Source organism: Bacillus atrophaeus (assembly GCF_039519175.1).
In the GTDB taxonomy this organism is placed as follows: domain Bacteria; phylum Bacillota; class Bacilli; order Bacillales; family Bacillaceae; genus Bacillus; species Bacillus atrophaeus.
The window spans coordinates 4,253,647-4,274,934 of sequence record NZ_CP154443.1; the positions used below are offsets into that span (position 1 = coordinate 4,253,647).

Genomic DNA, 21,288 nt, shown 5'->3' on the forward strand with positions numbered 1-21,288 from the left:
CGGCCCGGCATATTACTTGTCTAACTGAGCTTTAGCAGCATCAGCAAGCTGGTTGAATGCAGTAAGATCGTTTACAGCAAGATCAGCAAGCATTTTACGGTTTACTTCGATACCAGAAAGCTTAAGACCGTGCATCAAACGGCTGTAAGAAAGACCGTTCATACGAGCAGCAGCATTGATACGAGTGATCCAAAGCTTACGGAAATCACGTTTTTTCTGACGACGGTCACGGAAAGCATAGTTTCCAGATTTCATGACCTGCTGGTTAGCTACTTTGTATAATGTATGTTTTGAACCGAAATAACCTTTTGCTAATTTAAGAACCTTTTTACGACGCTTACGTGTAACAGTTCCGCCTTTTACTCTTGGCATTAGATTTCCCTCCTAATTGTTCCTTGTCCGATTACTTGATGTTAGCAAGCATTTGTTTGATGCGTTTGAAGTCTCCTGCGCTTACTACAGCACTTTTGCGCAGCTTACGCTTTTGCTTTGTTGATTTGTTGGCAAATAAGTGACTTGTATATGCATGAGAACGTTTTAACTTCCCAGAACCTGTCTTTTTAAAACGTTTAGCAGATCCGCGGTGAGTTTTCATTTTTGGCATGGGATTTCCTCCTTATTGCTTTTCGTTTTTCGGCGCAAGCATCAAGAACATGCTGCGGCCGTCCATTTTTGGTTTTGTTTCAACTGTCGCAACTTCAGCACAAGCTTCAGAGAAACGGTCCAATACGCGCTGTCCGATTTCTTTATGCGTGATCGCGCGGCCTTTAAAGCGGATAGAAGCTTTCACTTTATCGCCTTTTTCAAGGAATTTAATCGCATTGCGCAACTTCGTGTTAAAGTCATGCTCATCGATTGTCGGACTTAATCTAACTTCTTTTAAGTTAATGATTTTTTGATTTTTGCGTGCTTCTTTGTCCTTTTTCTGCTGCTCGAATCTGAACTTTCCGTAGTCCATGATGCGGCAGACAGGCGGTTTTGCATTTGCTGCAACTAACACAAGGTCAAGATTTGCGCGGCCGGCGATTTCAAGTGCTTCCTGACGGGACTTGATTCCAAGCTGGTCGCCATTTTGTCCGATTAAGCGGACCTCACGTGCACGGATACCCTCATTAACCAATTGATCTTTGCTAATAATGAGCCACCTCCATAGTTTCTTCGAATTGATTCACAATTCATTTTGACTTGCATTCTACAGGCAAACAAAAAGTGTGGGTATGATTACACACCCACACTACGAACATCTGCATAAATAAAAATGTACGGTCAACCTGCCAACTACATGAATGTGTCAATCAGGTGAGAAGCGGGTGCTTCTTCTTGTGATTTATATTCAATTCAATAACTATTCTACACAATGCCGGATATTTAGTCAAGAATGACTTCTCCGGAACAACTTTTTCATTGTAACATGTGGTTATGAGTTGCGCAAGGATAAAATCAGAGAATTTCAGCTTCAGTTTTTTACTTGATACTCCATTCTTTCGGCATGTCTCTCCTGAAAAATAACTATTCAACCATTTCATTAAATAATTCCGGCTGTGCCAATGGTGCGCCATGCCCCGTACCCGGAATCACGTGCAGACGTTTTTAAGATTCCTCTCTCTTTTTCGCCGACAGTTACCAATATATCAGCGCTCGCTTCACTAAACCGCGCAGGAAGTTTAAAAGACATATTCTCCTTCAATATCCGGTAAAGTGTGCCGGCGCTCATCCGGCAGCTCTCTTTATAATAGGTTTCAAAATGAGATTCGCTGATGTACAGCGTTTTGGCCTGCATTTTTGAGAGCGTTCTATTTTTTATAAAAAAAGAAGAAAAGGCAGAACACGGTTTAATAAATAAACCGGAAAAGGTGTCGGTTTCACCAGAGCGCTGTTGATCATGGCAAAATCAATCAATTGGGGCCTTACGCTTAAGATCTGAATTAAGATTTGCGCGCCGATTTAAAAACCAATGACAATCACTTTTTCCCCCTTGGCCCTTGTTTCTATTAACTTGATGATCTGTTCAGCACTGTCGCTGATTGAAAATGACTGATTTGCTTTTCCCACATCCATCCGCTTACACCTCCGCCATGGATAAAAACCATAAGCGAAGCACTTTTGTCACCGTATTCCTTTACATGAATACTCATGATTGCCATCCCCCCGGCGTTTAGGGTGACTGTTTTTCAGATTCTCTCTCAATATCGTAGCATCAAAATGGAAATCACGAATTAAAAATGGATGAAAAAGTAATAAAAGAAAATAAAAGTATTAACTTTAAACCGCAAAGACCGATAAAGTAAATAGATTCCAGTTCCCTTTATATTGCGCCGGGATTAAAACAAAAGGAGAAACACGCATGAAAAAACAAACAAAATTAACGATTTCTTTGTTATTGCTAGGGGCTTTATCAGCCGGCTGCGCTCATGACAAAACAACTGCCATCCCAAAGGAAGAAAAATCTGAACCTGTAGCTTTAGACATCGAGAAGCCCTCTCCAAAATCGGATAAAGACAAGCTTGAGGAAGAGCACAAAAACTTAAAATTGCTAGAGACAAAAAGACATACTGAAAAGCTTGAGGAAATTGAAGCAGCCAAAAAACAGGCTACAGAAGAAGCAGAAATGCAGAGACAGGAAGAATTAGCTGAACGGCAAGCGGAAGAAGCAAGGCAGCAGGAGCAGGCAAAAGCAGCCAGACAGCAAGAACAAGCAAAAGCAGCGGAATCTGCTAATGGCTCTGCTTCCTCAGCAAATCGATCAGATGCGGCACAAGCCCAAGAGCCGGCGGCAGATCTGCCGGAAAACGATGGATATGGATATGCAGAACGAAAAAAATGGCATGACGATCAAGTTGAATGGGGCATTAAACAAGGCTATATTGATCCGGAAGATGCTCCTTAAGAAAAAAGCCAAGGAACCTGTCCTTGGCTTAACCCCCTATCAACTGCACAAACACCGGTATGACCAGCACCGTCACAATCCCTACCACAACGACCGCGATACTCGCCATCGCTGCTTCAACTTCCCCCATTTCAATTCCGACTGCCACGCCCAGCGCGTGACCGGAAGTGCCGAGAGCCAATCCTTTAGAGATCGGATTTTTCACTTTAAACAGCTTTAAGAACAGAGCGCCGAGCGCGTAGACGATAACGGCGTTAAAAATAACGGCAAAGGCTGTGATGTCGCTGATGCCGCCGATACCTTTTGATAAAGGAAGAGCGATTGCTGTTGTCGCCGCTTGCGGAAGCATGCTTTTCATGACTGCTTCATCAAGATGAATTCCTTTTGCAAGGAGATAAACAATCGTAACGGAGCAAACTGACCCGACAATGATGGAAGACATGATTTGCCACCAGTATTTTTTCAGCTTGTCTCTTTGCTTGTACAACGGAATAGCAAAGGCGATGGTCGCTGGTTCAAGGAAAAATTTAATGATTTCTCCCCCATTGTTATAATCCGCGTAAGAAAAACCGCCGATTTTCAAGAATGCGATGCCCAGCACCATTGCGACAAATAAAGGCGTGAAAAGGAAGAAGCCTTTTGACTTTTTGAATAGAAATGTGCCGATGCCGAATGCGGCAAGTGATACCACAATGCCGAAATAAGGACTCATTGTACTTTCCATTTGATTACCCCCTATGCCTCTTAATGATGAGCGAGCTTATTTTCCTTATGCGGATGCTGCACCGTTTTTTCTTTCTGCTGCTTGTCAGCGGCTGTCTGTTTTCCTCTTATGATGAATTGGGAGAACAAACCTGTCGCCGCTAATAAAATGATGGTTGCAAGCAGAATGACAAGCACGATTTGCAGGCCGTAATGTTGCATCACACCAAGTGAATTCATAACAGAAATGCCTGACGGGACAAATAAAAAGCCGATCAGAGATGTTAAAGACGTTCCCAGAGTTTCTACTTGTTCAAGTTTAATAATGTTTAAGCATAATAAGAGAAATAATAGAACTAATCCTACGACTGACGCAGGGATAGGAATTGGAACAATCGCGGCAATCATATTTGATACCAGCATAATTGCGGCAAAAATAAATGCTTGTGTTAAAAACCCATACACTTTTTCAGCACTCATTTTCTTCACCTCTTTCTCTTTGTTGTCCTCATTATAATAAATGAAAACCCTTTATTAAGCGCTTACATCTAAACTTGCTGAATAATCGGGATGAGATGCAAAAAATGAGGGATGAAATACAAAAACCGCTTCATCAAATATGAAGCAGTTTCTTTAATTCCTTAGCATATGTGCGGCTGACCGGTATTTTTGATCCGTCTTTCATAATGATATTATATGTCGAATTAAACCATGGCTGAATCTCTTTAATATACTCAGTATTGACAATATAACTGCGGTGGACGCGGATGAAGTCTGCGTCGGGCAGCTTCTTCTCAATAACCGCCAGTGTATCGCTTACACTGTAAGATGTCTCATGCGTTTTAACCTCGGTGTGCCCATCGGCAATTCCGGCAAATATAATTTCTGACGCATCTAAAATCACGATCGATTCACCGACAGATACGGCAAGCTTATGATGATTTACTAAGCCTGTCTGCTCCATCGGTTCTCCGGTATCCGGTTTTACCTTTTTATATTTCTTAATTGTCTGCTGAACGCGCTCCTCATCAAAAGGTTTGGTCAAATAATCAAGCGCGTCCACTTCAAAGGCTTTGAGCGCATATTGGTCATAGGCGGTCGCAAATACAACAGCAGGCGGATGCTTCATTTTATTTAACCGCTTTGCGATATCAAAGCCGTTTTCCCCGGACAAATCAACATCTAAGAACAGAAGATCCGGCTTTTGATCCATCATCCGGTCAAATGCCGATTCAATGTTTTCAGCTTCATCTATTTCGTCTACCTCATTCGTACGTTTGAGCAAATAGGCTAATTCATCTCTTGCCAGTATTTCATCATCAACGATTAACACCCTCAGCATGTTCTTCTCCCTCTTTCATTTGTTTCAAAGGCACCTGAAATGAAACCTCTGTTCCGTTATCGATTCCGCTCGTTATTTGCAGGGCGGCTTGCTGGCCAAACAAACCAACCAGCCGCTGATTCAAGTTATAAAGAGCCGTTCCCGTCCCTTCTTTTGACGGCAGAGGCTTGTTTCCTAATTGAGTTACGATCTCCTCTGCAATGCCCCGTCCATTATCTTTTACCTTCATATAGACAGACGATTCAGCAGATAAAACTTGCACTTCCACTTTATATCTGTCTTGTTTTTTCGGAAAAGCGTGTCGAAGCGCATTTTCTACAAGAACTTGCAAGACAAATGGCGGGATTTCGATTTGGTCCAGACTGTCTTCTATGTCTATCTCAATCTCATATTTCCCGGGAAAACGTGCCTGCTCTAATGATAAGTAAGCGTGAAGGTGGTTCAGCTCCTTTGACAGCGGTATGAGCAGCTGTCTTGCTCCTTGCAAATTGGAACGAAAATAAACACTGAGCTGAAGCAAAAGCTTACGGGTTTTTTCGACATCTGTCCTGCATAACGCGGAAATCGTGTTGATGGCGTTAAACAAAAAATGCGGATTGACCTGTGCCTGAAGCGCCTTAATTTCTGCATCCTTCAGCAGCTTGCTTTGCAGCTCGGCTTCTCCAAGCTCAAGCTGTGTGGAAAACAGCATGGCCAGTCCCTCAGCAAGCTCTTCCTCCACCTGGCTGAGACCGGCCGGGCTTTTGAAATACATTTTCAGCGTTCCGATCGTTTTTCCGTTTGATGTAAGCGGCAGGACGATTGCCGCATGTAAAGGACATTGGGCATGCGTACATTCGATCTCTTCCTGTGAAGTGGCTTTCATGATATACCCTGTTTTGATTACTTTTTTGGACAGCCCTGTAATGAGACTTTTTGATGGGATGTGATGATCGGTTCCCGCACCGACATGAGCAAGAATTTTTTTATTATCGGTGAGGGAAACAGCGTCCGTTCCCGTCAGTTTATGTATGATGGACGCCACGCTTTTGCATGAATTTTCGTTTAAACCTTGGCGGAAATAGGGCAGTGTTTGATCCGCAATCATCAGCACTCTGTGTGTTTCAAGCGCTCTGGCCTGCTCTTCTTTCCGAATAATCGACTGGATGATCGAGAGAAAAATAAAGCTGCCTGAACCGTTTATCAGAATCATCGGAATCCCGATCATACTCACAAGCGCCCATGCATCAGCAAACGGCTTCGCCATCAGAAGGATAATGAGCATCTGCAAAGCCTCCATGCCGATTCCCACAAGCGCAGCTGCACGAGGTGTCGGAATCCGGTAGCGCTTTCTGAAATAGCTGCCTATCCAGCCTGCCAAGATTCCCGCTAATATGGAGGATACGGCACAGCTGAACGCGGTGCTGCCGCCCAGTGACAACCGATGAAGTCCGGCCAGCAAACCGACTCCCGCGCCCACAATCGGGCCTCCCAACAGCCCGCCGATTTCCACCCCCATGATTCTGGTATTTGCAATCGAGCTTGACGGATCAATTTCAAATACCCAGTCATTGTTTAAAATAATGTTCTTTTGAATTTCAATCCCCGTGTAGTTGCTGATGATGCTGAAAAGGGAAAAAATCGTAATCAGCACAGCCTTTCCTTTATAGCTTGCCGGCTGTTGCAAGGCTTGTCTGAATAATTTTGTATGTGCCAATATAAACCCCAATATTACGATGATACCGACTCTTTCCAGCATCATGATCATTAAATGAATCATTTTATTCACCTGATCTTTCAAATTTTATTTTATCATTTTTTATAGTTGGTTTTCATTTCTCTCATTCATCTGCCTGTTTTTTTCAAATCATCTGAAAACATTTCTTTATCAAGACTTTTATCTATTGTAGAATAAACGTGAGCCTTTTGGCAGAGAAAGAAAATGATTTACATAAAGGCAAAATCGAATAAGAAGCAGGGGAGAAGATCATGAAAGCCGTATTTTTTGATTTAGACGATACACTACTTTGGGATGAAAAAAGCGTAAGCACAACATTCGCTGAAACATGCTTGCAGGCGGAGAAGGAATACGGGCTTGATCCGAAAGAATTTGAAGCAGCTGTCCGGGAAGCGGCAAGAGAACTGTACATGTCTTATGAGACATATCCATATACAGTGATGATCGGCATTAACCCGTTCGAAGGACTGTGGGCCAATTTCTCAGAGCCGATCAGTGATGGCTTTAAGCAGCTGAACAAAATTGCGCCGCAGTACAGGCGGAACGCGTGGACGAACGGATTGAAGGCATTCGGTATCGAGGATGCGGCGTATGGTGAGTATTTGGCAGAGTTTTTCGCAGCAGAGCGCCGGAAACGCCCGTTTGTGTATGATGAAACATTTGACGTGCTGGACCAATTAAAAGGGAAATACGAATTGCTGCTTTTAACAAACGGCGATCCGAGCCTGCAAAAAGAAAAATTAGCCGGGGTGCCTGAGCTTGCTCCTTACTTTAATGAAATTGTGATTTCAGGCGCTTTTGGAAAAGGAAAGCCCGATACTTCTATTTTTGAACATTGCCTCGGTTTGCTTCATATCTCAAAAGACGATGCGATCATGGTCGGCGATAATGTGAATACAGATATTCTCGGTGCCGGACGGGCTGGGATGAAAACAGTTTGGGTGAACCGGACTGGGAAGAAAAACGAAACAGAAGTGAAGCCTGATTACGTGATCAGCGATCTTCATGAGCTGTTTGCGATTTTGGAAAATAAATAAAAGAAGATTGTATCTTTTAGAGGAAGATTAGTGCAATAGCTAATCTCCTCTTTTTAATAGAAAGAAGGCTATTATGAGAAGTATGGATGGGTTTATATAAAAACGGTTATATTTTCAACGGTGAACCTGCCAAGATATAAAAAAAAGCTGTTGAACCTATTAGTGAGAACTAACAAGCCAACAGCTTTTTTTATGTTATTTCTTCGCTTCAGCCACAGCCTTCTTCACAAAATCATCAAGTGAAATCGTCTCAGACTTCTGCTCTCCGTATTTACGGACGTTTACTGCGCCGTTTTCAGCTTCTTGGTCACCGACCACAAGCATGTACGGGATTTTTTGCATTTGAGCTTCGCGTATTTTGTAGCCGATTTTCTCGTCGCGGATATCAACTTCCACGCGCAAGCCTTCACGCTGAAGACGCTCCTGCACTTTTTTTGCATAATCAAGATGCACGGACGGTGATACAGGGATGACCTGGAATTGAACAGGTGCAAGCCACGTCGGAAGCGCACCCTTATGCTCTTCAATTAAGAAAGCCACAAAGCGTTCCATTGTTGATACGACACCTCTGTGAATTACGACAGGACGGTGCTGTTTGCCGTCTTCACCGACATAAGTCAGATCAAAGCGCTCAGGCAGTAAGAAATCAAGCTGTACAGTAGACAGTGTTTCTTCTTTTCCGATTGCAGTTTTGACTTGGACATCAAGCTTAGGGCCGTAGAATGCCGCTTCGCCTTCTGCTTCGTAATAATCGCTGCCGATCTCGTCCATTGCGTCTTTCAGCATGGATTGCGCCTTGTTCCACATCTCATCGTCATCAAAATATTTTTCTGTATCTTCCGGATCACGGTATGATAAACGGAATGTATAGTCGTTCAAGCCGAAGTCCTCATATACGTCTTGAATCAAACGCACAGTACGGATAAATTCATCTTTAATCTGATCCGGGCGCACAAAGATGTGAGCATCATTTAATGTCATCCCGCGGACGCGCTGAAGGCCTGAAAGCGCTCCTGACATTTCATAGCGGTGCATCGTTCCGAGTTCAGCGATCCGAATCGGAAGTTCACGATAGCTGTGGATGTCATTTTTGTAGATCATCATATGATGCGGACAGTTCATCGGACGCAGCGCCAGCGTTTCATTGTCCAATTCTATCGGCGGAAACATGCCATCTTGATAATGGTTCCAGTGTCCTGATGTTTCATAAAGCTCTTTACTGCCAAGCACCGGTGTATATACGTGCTCATAGCCAAGGCTTAATTCCTTATCTACGATATAACGCTCGATTACGCGGCGGATTGTCGCCCCTTTTGGCAGCCAGAGCGGAAGCCCTTGGCCGACTTTTTGCGAATTGGCAAAAAGCTTTAATTCTTTGCCGAGCTTTCTGTGATCACGCTCTTTTGCCTCTTCAAGCAATCGCAAATGCTCTTCAAGATCAGCTTTTTTGAAGAAAGCTGTTCCGTATACGCGCTGAAGCATTTGGTTGTTGCTGTCTCCGCGCCAGTATGCGCCTGCAAGGCTTAACAACTTAAATTCTTTAATTTTCCCTGTTGACGGAACATGAACGCCGCGGCACAAGTCAAAGAATTCGCCCTGCTCGTAAATCGAAACGGTTTCTCCTTCCGGAATCGCATCGAGCAATTCAAGTTTCAGGTCATCGCCGATTTCCGCAAAGCGGGCTTTCGCTTCTTCACGGCTGACTTCTTTGCGGACGATCGGAAGGTTTGCATTGACGATTTTTTTCATTTCTTTTTCGATCTTCGGCAGATCCTCCGGTGTAATCGCTTCTTCCATTTCAACGTCATAATAAAAGCCATTTTCAATAACAGGACCGACGCCGAATTTCACATCTTTATATATGCGTTTAATCGCTTGAGCCAATAAGTGAGCCGTGCTGTGTCGCATAATCTGAAGGCCTTCTTCTGAGCCTTCTGTAATAATCTCCACTGTTCCGTCTTCGTTAATCGGTGTTCTAAGATCTATTTCTTGCCCGTTCAGTTTTCCGGCTAATGATTTTTTCTTCAATCCCGGACTGATGGATGCCGCGATATCTTCTGTTGTCGTGCCTTTCGCAAACTCCTTGACTGCCCCATCAGGAAATGTGATTTTTACCATATCTGACATCTTCGTCACTCCTTTTTTTTGCATATAAAAAACCCCGCCCCCTGTGAAAGGGACGAGGTTAACAAACGGAATCGTGGTTCCACCCTTTTTTCCGCACACGCAAAAACAACTCATGCGCATGGCGGCTCTAGACTCTGTAACGGGAGTTCCCGTCAGTCATTACTTGGCAGAAAAGCCGTTCACAGCTGAGGTTCAAAGGCGGTAAAGTGAATGGTCCTAAGCTGGGAAGCTTGCAGCCGGGGGCTTCCCTCTCTTCAAAGCCGGTATCATTCCTTCGTGTCCTTATCAGTACGTTTAACTGATCAATAATCTTCTATGTATTATAAAAGGTTTGCCAAAAAAAATCAACACAAGCATTTTTCTTTTTTCTGTCCAAAACAGCCTTACTTACCTGTAAGGCTGTTAACGGCTATCCTTTCGACTTCTCGGCGACAAACGCGCTCAGCGGAAACATCTGCATCCGTTCTTGAAAGACGTTCTGTATGGTCCTGACCATCATATGCTCAGGCTGGTCAGTGTAAAGCACAAGCTTCTCCGGCGCGATGGATATGAGCGGTGCGAGCAAATGCGAATCTATATACATCGGGTGTTCCCTTACAAAGCGCCTGTCTATGTATTTTTTTTGCTCCCGTTCAGAAACATAGCGCAGCTCCCACAGTGTAAATGTTCCGTCATGGACGATATGAACCTTTTCCATTCGCGGTGTGTTAGAGGTGACGTAGTCTCTCAGCGTTTGAATAAAGTTTTGGTATTCCTGCTCCATTTTGTATTCATCTATCGCTGCTTCCACATACTCTCTGAGCTGTTCGTAATAATTCCCAAGACGAAATGTTTGAAAAGAACGCACTGAAAAAACTCCGGTCTCTAAAGAAATCGTCTGCAGTTCCTCTAAAATATACTGTGACCGAGGAAGTTTTTTTTGTTTGAACGGCAAATCATCAAGGTCCCCTTCAATGATACTGTGGGCGAGCTGAAGAATTTGCTGCTGCTCATCCGGATCAGAGAAGCAATACGATCCTTCAATCAGCGACAGCATATGCTCGTCTTCTTTACATTCTAAAAAAAACCTGACCAAGACCGGCTCGATGAAACGCTGAATTGAAAAATCAGCTTCAGCTTGTGCGATTGCGATTTTTTTTATGTCTTTACGGACAATCACTTTTTTCCTATTGTCCGATTGCTGAATGAGATGTAAAAAAGCGGCTGTGTCTTGGTCATCTTCAAAGATCATTTCAAGCATGTTTGTCCCCCCTTACGGCATCTGTTACAAGTATATGGGGGAGACTTTTAAAATAGACGTAAAGCTCAATGCCAAATCTTAAACTTCGTCAGTGAAACAGGCTCGGCATCTTCTTTTTGAAAACAAACGGCAGTGTTAAAAAAATGATATAGATGACAATCACGATGGAGAACACAAGGACATTGCCCGTAAAAAAGCTTGCGCCAAGCACATTGAGCGCGATGGTGCCGGGGATGATCCCCGCGGCGGTGGCTGCAAGGTATGTCCATGGTTTAATATTGGAGATACCTGCAGCGTAGCTGATCAGATCAAAGTTAATCGGCAGGATTCGGAGCATAAAGATATAAAAAAATCCGTTCTTCTCCATTTGTTTCTGAATGTTTTCAAGTCTTACATGATGGCTTTTTTTTCTTGCGGCAAACAGGCCCGCCGCAAGAAATGAAACAGCCGCGGCGCACATCGATCCCATTAACGTGTACATCGTTCCGAGCATCGGGCCGAACGCGAGTCCGCCGGCTACTGAAATTACCGAAACAGGGAACAGCACAAAGGGCCGAATAATAGATATCCCGATAAAAACAAGCGGAGCAAATACACCAAAAGATAAAACCCATAATCGGATCTCTTTTGGCGACACATTGAAATATCTCCGATTAGCATAAAACAACAGCCCTGCTCCGGCTATAACGGCAAGCCATTTGACAACTCTTTTTGTCTTCATTCCTTCAGATCCCTTCCCCTTTGGGCCGCAAGCCTACTGATGGCGGCGATTCTCTCCGTCAAGACGGATCGGCGCAGCCAAATATAAAATGCGCTCCATCAGTCTGGCCGCTTTTACTTCTTCCTTTTCACCTCTTTGAGAATACGTGAAATGATGCTTCAATTCATCCGGCGAAAAATTGGAGGAGAAAAACGTCGGCAGCTGCTGAGACATTCTGTGCTGAAGCACCGTTCCGATCACTTCGTCCCGCACCCAGCTCGTCATGGATTCCGCTCCGAGATCATCCAGCATCAGGACGGGGGTTGATTTCACCATATTGAGCTTTGCTTCCAACGATTGATCTTGCATCGAGTTTTTCAGTTCTCTGACAAATTCAGGGACATATACGATCATTGAAGAATATTCTTTCTCTGCAAGTTCATTGGCGATTGCGGCCAGAATAAATGTCTTTCCTACACCGAATTTCCCGTGAAGATAAAGTCCCTTTCCTTTGCCCGTTTCATTGTATTGTTTCAAAAAATCTGTGACGTGCTGAAAAATGCCGAGCCTGCTCGAATCGTTTATATCAATTTGCTGGAATGTGGCTCCGAGAAGGTCCTGCTGAATGTACATACTCTTCATTAAGGACCGCTGTTTTTTTTGCTGATCAAGCCTGCGTTTCACCGGACATTCATAATATTCAATATCAATGGACCGCCCGTTTACAACAAGCTTCGGATGATAGCCTTCTAAAAGATTGTTGCAATTTTCATCCTCTGAACAATAAGCGCAATTTTTGCTTTGCTGAGCATATTCATAAAGCTTATTTAAGCTGCGTTCAATCATGCTTTGACTGATATCGCCATGCTCTTTTAAAAAAGCTTGTACGTCTTGGTCCTTCATTACTTTTTCTTTCATTTGTTCCAGGCGCTTCTGGAAATCCGGTCTGCCTGTTACTCCTTGCAGGGAACGGCTGATTGGTTCCATGTATCAATTCACCCCGCTTCTCTGTCTCTAATAGGCAGAGTATTTTTTGAGTTTCTTCATTTCTTCCATCATTTTCTTCTTTTGTTCTTCCAGATCATTTTGGCTTAACTGCTGTTGTCCATCAGCAGATTTCGGCTTCTCTGTTTTGTCTTTCAGCCAGTCAGGGAGCTTTTCTTCGCGTATAACTTTCTTGTTTCTGTTAGATGGCTGATTTGCTTTTCCGTCTGCCCATTCTAAATACTGGCGATGCTCTTCTATTGCAAGTTTCATCGCTTCTCTAACTGTTTTCACTTTTTTACGGGCCCAGTGTGAAGCGATTTTCTGGATATAATTTTTTGACAGCTTCATATCAGTTTTGAGCATAACATAATAAATTAAAACATTTGTTACACCTGGCTCAAGTTTCTGTTCGAACATTATATCTTCAATAATTTTCAAATCAGCTTTAGACGGCTCTGTCCCGTCCCCGATATCTTGAAGAAGCTTTCTCGGAGAAATCATTTCAAGCTGTGCAATGAGCGTGCCGTCCAATGAGTCCTGTTCTGCCTGTTTTTCGCCTTCACGCAGGCGCACCGGCTGTGTCTTGTCGATCAAGTCCGGCAGCTGTCCGTTCCGCTCAATCTGATACCAATCGCTCGCCGCTTTTCTCAAGGCTTCGGTTGTAATGACATCCTGTTCATTAATGGCGCTCATGACAACATTTTGCATCTGCAAAGGATCAATTCCATAAAGATATGACAGCTTCTTAATAGATTCACGCACCAGCTTTGTGATGGATTTCCGAGGGATCATTGTTTCTGAAAGCCCTGCTAAAAACAGGTCAAAATCAAACACGTCCTCTGTTACGGTATAAGAGGGCGCTTGTCCGACAGATGTATATTCCTCGCCTTGAGGAAGCTCCATCGTTTCCGCCATGTCGGCCGAAAGCTTCCATTCACTCGGCTGCAAGGCTTCAAACGCATGGTTGAACGGGCGTGTAATCTCCTTCGCCTCCTCTGGGACAGACGGATGAGCGAAAAATTGTTTCAATTGCTGATACGTCGTTTTGCCGACTCTGTTATATAAAAAAACGTTCAGCATTCCATCTTCAAAAAACTCATCCGGCCTGAGGGGAGGAAGCAGCTCATATATAAACATCCGCTCTTGATCAGCCTCTTTTACGTATACCTTTAATAATCCGATCCCTTCAAGTTTCCCTTGCTCTTGATGGATTTTCTTTAAATTCGACTGCGTAATCCCCATCAGCTGCCTGTGAGTGGATTCGGTTCCCCACAGACGGTTTTGTTCAAGCTCTCCCCACAATGTCATATATAGAGAATATGCAAAAGGGCCGATTAAGGGCTGATACAGTTGTGTAATGATTTGTCTGTCAATGTCCTGCAGCATGGAACGGCTTTTCACCATATAAGGGTCTACAGGCAATACATCTTTCCAATAGTCAGCCATACATTCTCAAACCTTCCGAATTGTTTCTACTTCTCATTTTACACCGTTTCTCATATCTATCAAATGCCAAATTTGCTCATGAGAAAAGAGCTAGAAGATTCCTTTTAGCTCTTAGCGCTCTTTCTTTATTAAATCTTTTAATTCATCAATAAATACATTAATGTCTTTAAACTGGCGGTATACAGACGCGAATCGGACATAGGCGACTTCATCAACCTTAGCCAGCCTGTCCATCACCATTTCCCCGACAAGTTCGCTTTTCACTTCAGAGACGCCTTGGTTTCTCAGTTCTTTTTCAATATCAAAGCACATATCTTCAAGGATTTTCAAAGGAACCGGTCTTTTTTCACAGGCTTTAATTAAACCGCGCAGCATTTTTTCCCGGCTGAATTCTTCGCGTAAGCCCTCTTTTTTCACGACGATAAGCGGAATCTCTTCTACCTTTTCAAAAGTTGTAAAACGGTAATGGCAAGATTCACACTCCCGCCTTCTGCGAATTGATTTTCCATCGTCCACAGGCCGCGAGTCAAGAACGCGCGTGCCGTTATGCTGGCATGAAGGACATTTCAATATAATCAGCTCCCATCTATTTCGTTGCTATGATGTCTGTTCGGCAGCTTCCGGCTAAAATGTCGTAATAGATGATGACGATTGCCCAATCTGTCGGGAGAGCCGTTTGTGCGGGCTGGTTCGGACACCCGCCTTGCTATCAATGATTATTCCCTTTCTTATTTTACAAAAAAAACGGAAAAAGAAAAAGCTGACTGCCATTATTTGCTTTACAAATATAAAAGGAGCGTAAGCTAAAAAGCGCGTAATGGCTTTTTAACTCCAGCTCCCTTTGTGTACGTGTTTAAAATTATAATACTTTGGCTTGAGCCTGTTTAATTTGAACAGGTCCCATTCCTCTTGGTATTTCAATGTTTTCTCTTGTATCAGCATGCAATGCCTCTGCAATGTAGTCAGCAGCGACATTAGGATCTAAGTCTCCACAAGTATAAACATCAATGCTCGCATATCCGTGCTCAGGAAAACTGTGAATCGTTAAATGTGATTCAGAAATAATAACGACTCCGCTTACGCCCTGCGGTGCAAATTTGTGAAATGCAACCTCGCGCACCTCAGCTCCTGATTTTAAAGCAGCATTTACAAACGTTTTTTCAATAAAATCCATGTCATTCAGCTTATCAAAATCGCATCCCCATAGCTCGGAGATAACGTGACGCCCCATTGTTTCCATAGTCATGGACCCCCCTTAACAAGAATTAAAAAGTGAAATTCCAACAACTGGGTCGGCTATTTACCACGGGGGAAAGTTAGTCCGGAGAGGTCCTAACCCTTTAAGTAATCCCGAAACAGTCTCGAGCAAGAAGTTCACGAAAAATAGTATACTTCGTTTAAGTCTATTTTGCAAGGCGAGTTTTTTCAAAATTGCAGGTAAGGGTTTTTGTTAATGAGTGCCCATGACTTTATTTTATACAGCTGAAGGGTGTTTCATTCTCGCGGCAACATGGCGGATGAGATCGACAACCCTGCAGGAATAGCCCCATTCATTATCATACCACGCGAGAACCTTTACTTTACGGTCCTCCATCACCATCGTCGTCAGTCCGTCAATGACCGCAGAATGTGAATTTGTATTATAATCAGAGGAAACAAGCGGTTCATCTGAATAATCAAGCACACCGTACATTGAACTTCTTGCTGCCTGCCTGAAAGCTTCATTCACTTCTTCAGCCGTTACATCTGTTTTTAGATCGACAACAAGATCAACTAATGACACATTCGGAACCGGCACACGCAAAGCGAGCCCGTGCAGCTTTCCTTTCAGGTGCGGCATCACTAATGACAGCGCCTTGGCAGCGCCCGTGGTCGTCGGAATGATGGATTCTCCGCAAGCTCTGGCACGGCGCAAATCCTTATGCGGGTTATCAATATTTTTTTGGTCATTCGTATATGCATGGACGGTTGTCATTAAACCGCTCTCGATGCCGAACTCGTCATCAAGCACTTTGACAACAGGAGCCAGGCAATTCGTTGTACATGAGGCATTGGAGATGATGACATGCTCCTCTGCATCGAATTGATCCTCATTAACGCCCATCACAATGGTAACGTCTTCATTTTTTCCCGGAGCAGTTAAAATGACTTTTTTTGCGCCGGCTTCTATGTGGCTCATCGCCTTTTCTTTTGCATTAAACTTCCCTGTTGCCTCTACCACGATATCGATATCATATTCTTTCCAAGGAAGCTTGTGCGGGTCTCTGCTGTTTAATAAAAGCACTTTTTTGCCATTCACAATAAGACTGTTTTCCGCAGCTATTACTTCTTTTTCGTACCGTCCGTGAGTCGTGTCATACTTTATTAAATGGGCCAGCGTTTCTGCGGAGTAACTCGCATTAATTGCCACCACTTGAATTTGATCATCTAACATTGCTTTTCTGAATACCATTCTTCCGATGCGTCCAAACCCGTTAATTGCTACTTTCACCTTCATAAGGTCACCCCTCATCAATTATGTCATTCTAATTTGTTGTTATCTGAAATTAGTATAACACATTAAAGCTTTTTTGCCAGTACATCTTGATAAAAATCAACGATTGTCATGATAATTTATGATGTACAGTGGGCTTTTTTGCATCCTAAATTAATTTTTATTGTGAATCCGCTTAAAAATCAGACCGGACATGGCATCAAAAAAAGAGCAGACATAAGATTCTGCTCCTTTTTTGATGTTCCGGTATTTTTTAAAGTTCCTGTTTTAATTTATCATTCAATACGCTCTCTTCTAAAACAGAAAAGGTATCGCCATATACTTTTGTGATATGTTTTGCTCCCCACGCACAAAGAGAATCTAAAATACTTTCCAGACTTCTCCCATAATCACTCAGTTCATATTCGACTTTAGGAGGAACTTGATTGTATACGATCCGGTTGATCACTCCGTCCGATTCTAACTCGCGCAGCTGCTGAGTCAGCATTTTCTGCGTAATATCCGGCATAAGTCGTTTTAATTCACTTGTTCGTTTTTTGCCATGTGTGAGATGGCAAAGGATTACACATTTCCATTTCCCTCCTATCACTTCCAGTGTCGCTTCTACTGAAATATTGTATTTTTTTTTCTGCATATTCAATTCATCCTCCTCTTCTATAGGAACAAAAAAGTACCTATAGCACTTTTAAGTACGTACTTTTCTTTAATGCGTATATCTCTCATAATAACATTTGCCGCTCGATATTGAACAAACTCTCATTATTTATATAGCTTGCTCGGCAGAATTTCAATCATACAGCACCTAATAGGAGGAGAGGAAAATGACTTTAAATAAAAAACGCAGCACACTCGCGCTTTTGGCGTTAGCCGTGAGTGCATTTGCCATCGGAACAACAGAATTTATCAGCGTTGGCCTTTTGCCGCTGATCGCGGATGATTTACACATCCCTGTCACGACAGCCGGTTTGACCGTTTCCCTCTATGCTTTAGGGGTCACATTCGGCGCGCCGATTCTGACATCCTTGACATCCAGAATGCCGCGGAAAACTTTATTAATTTGGATCATGTTGATTTTTATTGCCGGCAATACAATGGCGGCCAGCGCAACGAGTATTGGAGTTTTACTGGCCGCTCGGGTGATTTCGGCATTTTCACACGGTGTATTTATGTCAATCGGCTCCACGATCGCAGCGGATCTTGTACCTGCACATAAAAGAGCGAGTGCGATTTCGATTATGTTCACAGGACTTACCGTTGCAACCGTTACCGGGGTTCCTTTCGGGACATTTATCGGACAGCAATTCGGCTGGAGACTTGCATTTATTGTCATTATTGCAGTCGGCGTTATTGCTCTTGTCACAAACGGCATCCTTATTCCATCGGATTTGCGTAAAGGAACCCGTACAACGTTTCGCGACCAAATCAAGCTGGTGACCAATGGACGCTTGCTGCTTTTATTTATCATTACAGCATTAGGATATGGAGGAACCTTTGTTGTCTTTACTTATTTATCCCCATTGCTTCAGGAGGTAACTGGCTTTAAGGAAGGCACTGTAGCTTTTATTTTGCTTATTTATGGCATTGCCATTGCAATAGGCAACATGATTGGCGGAAAACTGTCTAACCGGAACCCGATTACTGCTCTATTTTATATGTTTATTGTGCAAGCTATTGTGCTTTTGGTTTTAACATTTACGGCTCCTTTTAAAATAGCGGGCCTCCTGACCATTATCTTTATGGGATTTTTGGCTTTTATGAATGTGCCTGGGCTCCAAGTATATGTAGTCATGCTGGCCGAGCGTTTCGTACCAAGCGCCGTCGATGTGGCGTCTGCCATTAATATTGCTGCTTTTAACGCAGGCATTGCGATTGGTTCATATTTAGGCGGAGTGATCACAGATTCGATTGGACTTATTCATACGGCATGGATCGGATCATTGATGGTTTTAGGAGCGGTGGGGCTGACAGGATACAGCCGCCTTCTCGAAAAACACGACCAAAGAAAAACAGTACAATAACTATCTTTGAAAGTAGGTGATACGCTTCTTTTTAGACCGGATTATTTTTAACTATCAAATACATGTAGCAAATTAAGGAGGAAATCAATAATGGCAACACATTTACAGGATACAGCAAAACTTCATAACGGAGTGAAAATGCCTTGGTTTGGCATCGGAGTTTTTAAAGTTGAGGAAGGTTCAGAGTTAGTGAATGCCGTCAAAACAGCCATTTCCCATGGCTACCGCAGCATTGATACAGCCGCGATTTACGGAAATGAAGAAGGCGTCGGAAAAGGAATACGTGAAGGGCTCAAAGAAGCCGGGATCTCAAGAGAGGACTTATTCGTCACATCAAAGATCTGGAACGCGGATTTAGGATATGAATCAGCCATCTCAGCATTTGAAGAAAGCTTAATAAAACTCGGATTAGACTATCTAGATTTATACTTGATTCACTGGCCCGTAGAAGGGAAATATAAAGATGCATGGAGAGCGCTTGAAACCCTTTATAAAGAAGGACGGATTAAAGCGATCGGAGTAAGCAATTTCCAAATTCATCATCTGGAAGAATTGATGAAAGATGCTGAAATCAAACCGATGGTCAACCAGGTGGAGTACCATCCGCGGTTAACCCAAAAAGAACTGCAGGCATTTTGCCTGACTCACGGAATTCAGCTTGAAGCATGGTCTCCTTTAATGCAGGGCCAATTGCTGGATCACCCCGTGCTGAAAGAAATTGCACATCAATATAACAAATCTGTTGCACAAATCATTTTGCGCTGGGATCTGCAAAACGGTGTCATCACCATTCCCAAGTCAACAAAAGCACACCGGATTTCAGAAAACGCAAACGTGTTTGATTTTGAATTAACAAATGAGGATATGAAACGAATTGATGAGCTGAATCAAAATGAACGAGTCGGTCCGGACCCAGACAATTTTGATTTCTAATATAAAAAAAGAAACACCGTTCAGAAAAGATGAACGGTGTTTCTTTATGACCAGCCAGAGATGATGTCATCGAGCCGGCGTTTTGTTTGCTCTAAACTGCCGCTGTTATCAATGATCTTGTCGGCACGTTTGATTTTATCTGCTAACGGCATTTGTGAGTTAATCCGGCTCAAGGCTTCTTCCTCTGTTAGCTGATTTCGCTCTTTCAGCCTTTTGAGCTGAAGCGCTTCTGGTACACTTACGACCAGCACCTTGTCTACCAAATGCTCCAGCTTGCTTTCAAACAGCAAGGGAATGTCTAATACGACGAACGGCTCGTTATTTGATACTCCCAAATCCCGTTTGCTAATCATTTCCGCTCTTACAGCGGGATGCACAATTCCGTTTAATGTAAGGCGTTTTTCTTCATTATTAAATATAATGGCCCCAAGCTTTCTTCGGTCTATGTCACCATTATCCAGCAGGATGTCTTCACCAAAAGCGTCAATGATTTGCCGGTAGGCCGGCATCCCTTTTTCAACCGCTTGTTTTGCAATGATATCCGCGTCTATAACAGTGATTCCTTTATTCTTCAGCATATTGGCAACCGTACTTTTGCCGCTTGCGATGCCTCCCGTTAAACCAATGACTAAGGTCAAGAACGCCACTCCTTTTTTACAGTTTCCACAGCCCGATCGTGATAAGCAAGAGCCCCGGCAAAAACGCCATTTTATCAATCCAGCTCCATTTTGATAACACATGGCCTGCATATATACCTATTGATACAAACAGCGAGCTCATGATTGCAACAGCAAAGCTCAAGGTGATAGGGGAAAATCCAAGAATTGCAGCGCCGATCCCCGCTCCGAAAGCGTCAATCGACAAGGCAAAGCCGAGCAGGAGCGCTTCTATTCCGTTAATGGTACCGGACCTGTCGATATCAGCGCTTGTCGGTTTCCTTAAAATGTGGATCACAATCCCCAATGACTTAACCTCTAGATTAAGTAAAGTTTTTTCGTGCAATAAGTAATCCTGTTCTTTTGTCGGCCTGAAAAATTGGTATAAGACCCATGCGCCGATTCCGACTAAAATCAGTCCGCCGAGTTTTTCTGTCACATACACGGGGAAAAACTTTGTGAGAAAGCCCCCGATCAACATAGACAAAAACATGACAGCGCCTGAACAGCAGGCAATCACGATAATGGCTTTCAACGGGATCTTCATTTTTCGCAAACCGTACGTAAATCCGACCGAAAAACTGTCCAAGCTGACTGCCAATGCCACTAGCAGCAAAGAAACCATTTGCATATCCGTTTCTCCCTTTCTGTTGGTGCGCGATAATCAGAGTCTTTTTTAAACCCCAGCATTTATTACATGGGCTCTTTATATATATGGGAAAGATGAAACATTCGTGTTATACAAACAAGAGTTTTCTTTCCTAAAAGACTTTGATCATTCACACCGCCAGCTTGAACAGTTAACCTTTATTGTTTCTGGCATTTGGCACAAAAGTGTGTGCCTCTTCCCCCGACGACGATTTTAGATATCATGGTACCGCACGTTTTGCATGGTTTGTCTTTTTTTCCATAAACAAAATGGCGGAGCTGAAACATTCCGATTTCACCTTGGGAATTTATATAAGAACGAACGGTGCTTCCTCCCGCATCAATGGCTTCTAA

General features: G+C 43.3%; 22 protein-coding genes, 2 pseudogenes and 1 other annotated feature. Of the genes and pseudogenes, 4 read left to right on the forward strand and 20 right to left on the reverse strand.

Annotated features, from left to right (window positions below; translation table 11 throughout):
• Positions 1-12 precede the first annotated feature (12 nt).
• The 4 genes and pseudogenes from rplT to AAHT65_RS21475 form a co-directional block, all read right to left on the reverse strand.
• Entirely contained in the window at positions 13-372 is a 360-nt protein-coding gene (rplT, locus tag AAHT65_RS21460; protein ID WP_003152495.1) for a 50S ribosomal protein L20, read from the reverse strand.
• A gap of 31 nt (positions 373-403) precedes the next feature.
• Positions 404-604 (reverse strand): 50S ribosomal protein L35, encoded by a 201-nt coding sequence (gene rpmI / locus AAHT65_RS21465; protein ID WP_003325140.1) that lies wholly within the window; start codon positions 602-604, stop codon positions 404-406.
• A gap of 12 nt (positions 605-616) precedes the next feature.
• On the reverse strand, positions 617-1,138 hold the full coding sequence (gene infC, locus AAHT65_RS21470; protein ID WP_071543361.1) for a translation initiation factor IF-3: 522 nt from the start codon (positions 1,136-1,138) through the stop codon (positions 617-619).
• A gap of 59 nt (positions 1,139-1,197) precedes the next feature.
• Positions 1,198-1,328 (reverse strand) — a sequence feature (ribosomal protein L20 leader region).
• A gap of 181 nt (positions 1,329-1,509) precedes the next feature.
• Positions 1,510-2,135, reverse strand: a pseudogene (locus tag AAHT65_RS21475) (alpha/beta fold hydrolase).
• Positions 2,136-2,344: 209 nt separating this feature from the next.
• On the opposite strand from AAHT65_RS21475, the gene AAHT65_RS21480 reads away from it, so the two are divergent.
• Positions 2,345-2,887, forward strand: a complete 543-nt coding sequence (locus tag AAHT65_RS21480; RefSeq protein WP_343310797.1) for a hypothetical protein — start codon at positions 2,345-2,347, stop codon at positions 2,885-2,887.
• Positions 2,888-2,915: 28 nt separating this feature from the next.
• On the opposite strand, the gene lrgB is transcribed toward AAHT65_RS21480, so the two are convergent.
• The 4 genes from lrgB to AAHT65_RS21500 form a co-directional block, all read right to left on the reverse strand.
• The gene (gene lrgB / locus AAHT65_RS21485) at positions 2,916-3,611 is read right to left on the reverse strand and encodes an antiholin-like protein LrgB (RefSeq protein ID WP_003325137.1); all 696 of its coding nucleotides are present in this window, start codon (positions 3,609-3,611) and stop codon (positions 2,916-2,918) included.
• A gap of 20 nt (positions 3,612-3,631) precedes the next feature.
• On the reverse strand, positions 3,632-4,069 hold the full coding sequence (gene lrgA, locus AAHT65_RS21490; RefSeq protein WP_268517808.1) for an antiholin-like murein hydrolase modulator LrgA: 438 nt from the start codon (positions 4,067-4,069) through the stop codon (positions 3,632-3,634).
• Between the two features lie 133 nt (positions 4,070-4,202).
• Entirely contained in the window at positions 4,203-4,931 is a 729-nt protein-coding gene (locus AAHT65_RS21495; protein ID WP_343310798.1) for a LytTR family DNA-binding domain-containing protein, read from the reverse strand.
• A complete protein-coding gene (locus AAHT65_RS21500; protein ID WP_088117726.1) occupies positions 4,909-6,690 on the reverse strand; it encodes a sensor histidine kinase in 1,782 nt (593 codons plus the stop codon). Before AAHT65_RS21500 ends, AAHT65_RS21495 begins: the two co-directional genes overlap by 23 nt.
• A gap of 209 nt (positions 6,691-6,899) precedes the next feature.
• On the opposite strand from AAHT65_RS21500, the gene AAHT65_RS21505 reads away from it, so the two are divergent.
• Complete coding sequence (locus tag AAHT65_RS21505) at positions 6,900-7,685, forward strand: HAD family hydrolase (protein ID WP_343310799.1); 786 nt, start codon at positions 6,900-6,902, stop codon at positions 7,683-7,685.
• Positions 7,686-7,880: 195 nt separating this feature from the next.
• Here the strand turns inward: AAHT65_RS21505 and thrS are convergent, their stop codons facing one another.
• From thrS to AAHT65_RS21550, 9 genes are all read right to left on the reverse strand, one after another.
• Positions 7,881-9,812 carry a threonine--tRNA ligase gene (thrS, locus tag AAHT65_RS21510; protein ID WP_003325131.1) on the reverse strand — a complete coding sequence of 644 codons (1,932 nt, stop codon included), beginning with the start codon at positions 9,810-9,812 and terminating at the stop codon, positions 7,881-7,883.
• Positions 9,813-10,221: 409 nt separating this feature from the next.
• The gene (gene ytxC, locus AAHT65_RS21515; RefSeq protein WP_106270777.1) at positions 10,222-11,052 is read right to left on the reverse strand and encodes a putative sporulation protein YtxC; all 831 of its coding nucleotides are present in this window, start codon (positions 11,050-11,052) and stop codon (positions 10,222-10,224) included.
• Between the two features lie 88 nt (positions 11,053-11,140).
• Positions 11,141-11,773, reverse strand: coding sequence for a TVP38/TMEM64 family protein (locus tag AAHT65_RS21520; RefSeq protein WP_003325129.1), 633 nt, complete (start codon positions 11,771-11,773; stop codon positions 11,141-11,143).
• A gap of 33 nt (positions 11,774-11,806) precedes the next feature.
• Positions 11,807-12,739 carry a primosomal protein DnaI gene (gene dnaI, locus AAHT65_RS21525; RefSeq protein ID WP_343310800.1) on the reverse strand — a complete coding sequence of 311 codons (933 nt, stop codon included), beginning with the start codon at positions 12,737-12,739 and terminating at the stop codon, positions 11,807-11,809.
• Positions 12,740-12,766: 27 nt separating this feature from the next.
• A complete protein-coding gene (locus tag AAHT65_RS21530) occupies positions 12,767-14,185 on the reverse strand; it encodes a replication initiation and membrane attachment family protein (protein WP_268481622.1) in 1,419 nt (472 codons plus the stop codon).
• Positions 14,186-14,296: 111 nt separating this feature from the next.
• A complete protein-coding gene (gene nrdR / locus AAHT65_RS21535; protein WP_088117730.1) occupies positions 14,297-14,755 on the reverse strand; it encodes a transcriptional regulator NrdR in 459 nt (152 codons plus the stop codon).
• A gap of 289 nt (positions 14,756-15,044) precedes the next feature.
• On the reverse strand, positions 15,045-15,425 hold the full coding sequence (speD, locus tag AAHT65_RS21540; RefSeq protein WP_003223584.1) for an adenosylmethionine decarboxylase: 381 nt from the start codon (positions 15,423-15,425) through the stop codon (positions 15,045-15,047).
• 234 nt (positions 15,426-15,659) lie between these two features.
• Complete coding sequence (locus tag AAHT65_RS21545; RefSeq protein WP_003325124.1) at positions 15,660-16,682, reverse strand: glyceraldehyde-3-phosphate dehydrogenase; 1,023 nt, start codon at positions 16,680-16,682, stop codon at positions 15,660-15,662.
• Positions 16,683-16,932: 250 nt separating this feature from the next.
• Positions 16,933-17,313 (reverse strand): winged helix-turn-helix transcriptional regulator, encoded by a 381-nt coding sequence (locus AAHT65_RS21550; RefSeq protein ID WP_013390619.1) that lies wholly within the window; start codon positions 17,311-17,313, stop codon positions 16,933-16,935.
• Between the two features lie 187 nt (positions 17,314-17,500).
• On the opposite strand from AAHT65_RS21550, the gene AAHT65_RS21555 reads away from it, so the two are divergent.
• Positions 17,501-18,697: an MFS transporter gene (locus AAHT65_RS21555; RefSeq protein ID WP_010789460.1), complete on the forward strand. Its 1,197-nt coding sequence runs from the start codon at positions 17,501-17,503 to the stop codon at positions 18,695-18,697.
• A 90-nt stretch (positions 18,698-18,787) separates the two neighbouring features.
• Positions 18,788-19,630, forward strand: a complete 843-nt coding sequence (locus AAHT65_RS21560; RefSeq protein WP_343310801.1) for an aldo/keto reductase — start codon at positions 18,788-18,790, stop codon at positions 19,628-19,630.
• Positions 19,631-19,674: 44 nt separating this feature from the next.
• Here the strand turns inward: AAHT65_RS21560 and coaE are convergent, their stop codons facing one another.
• The 3 genes and pseudogenes from coaE to AAHT65_RS00110 form a co-directional block, all read right to left on the reverse strand.
• Positions 19,675-20,268: a dephospho-CoA kinase gene (coaE, locus tag AAHT65_RS21565; protein WP_343310802.1), complete on the reverse strand. Its 594-nt coding sequence runs from the start codon at positions 20,266-20,268 to the stop codon at positions 19,675-19,677.
• A gap of 16 nt (positions 20,269-20,284) precedes the next feature.
• Positions 20,285-20,917 carry a sporulation membrane protein YtaF gene (ytaF, locus tag AAHT65_RS21570; protein ID WP_003325118.1) on the reverse strand — a complete coding sequence of 211 codons (633 nt, stop codon included), beginning with the start codon at positions 20,915-20,917 and terminating at the stop codon, positions 20,285-20,287.
• 176 nt (positions 20,918-21,093) lie between these two features.
• Positions 21,094-21,285: pseudogene (locus tag AAHT65_RS00110) on the reverse strand (zinc finger domain-containing protein); the annotation flags it as partial.
• Positions 21,286-21,288 lie beyond the last annotated feature (3 nt).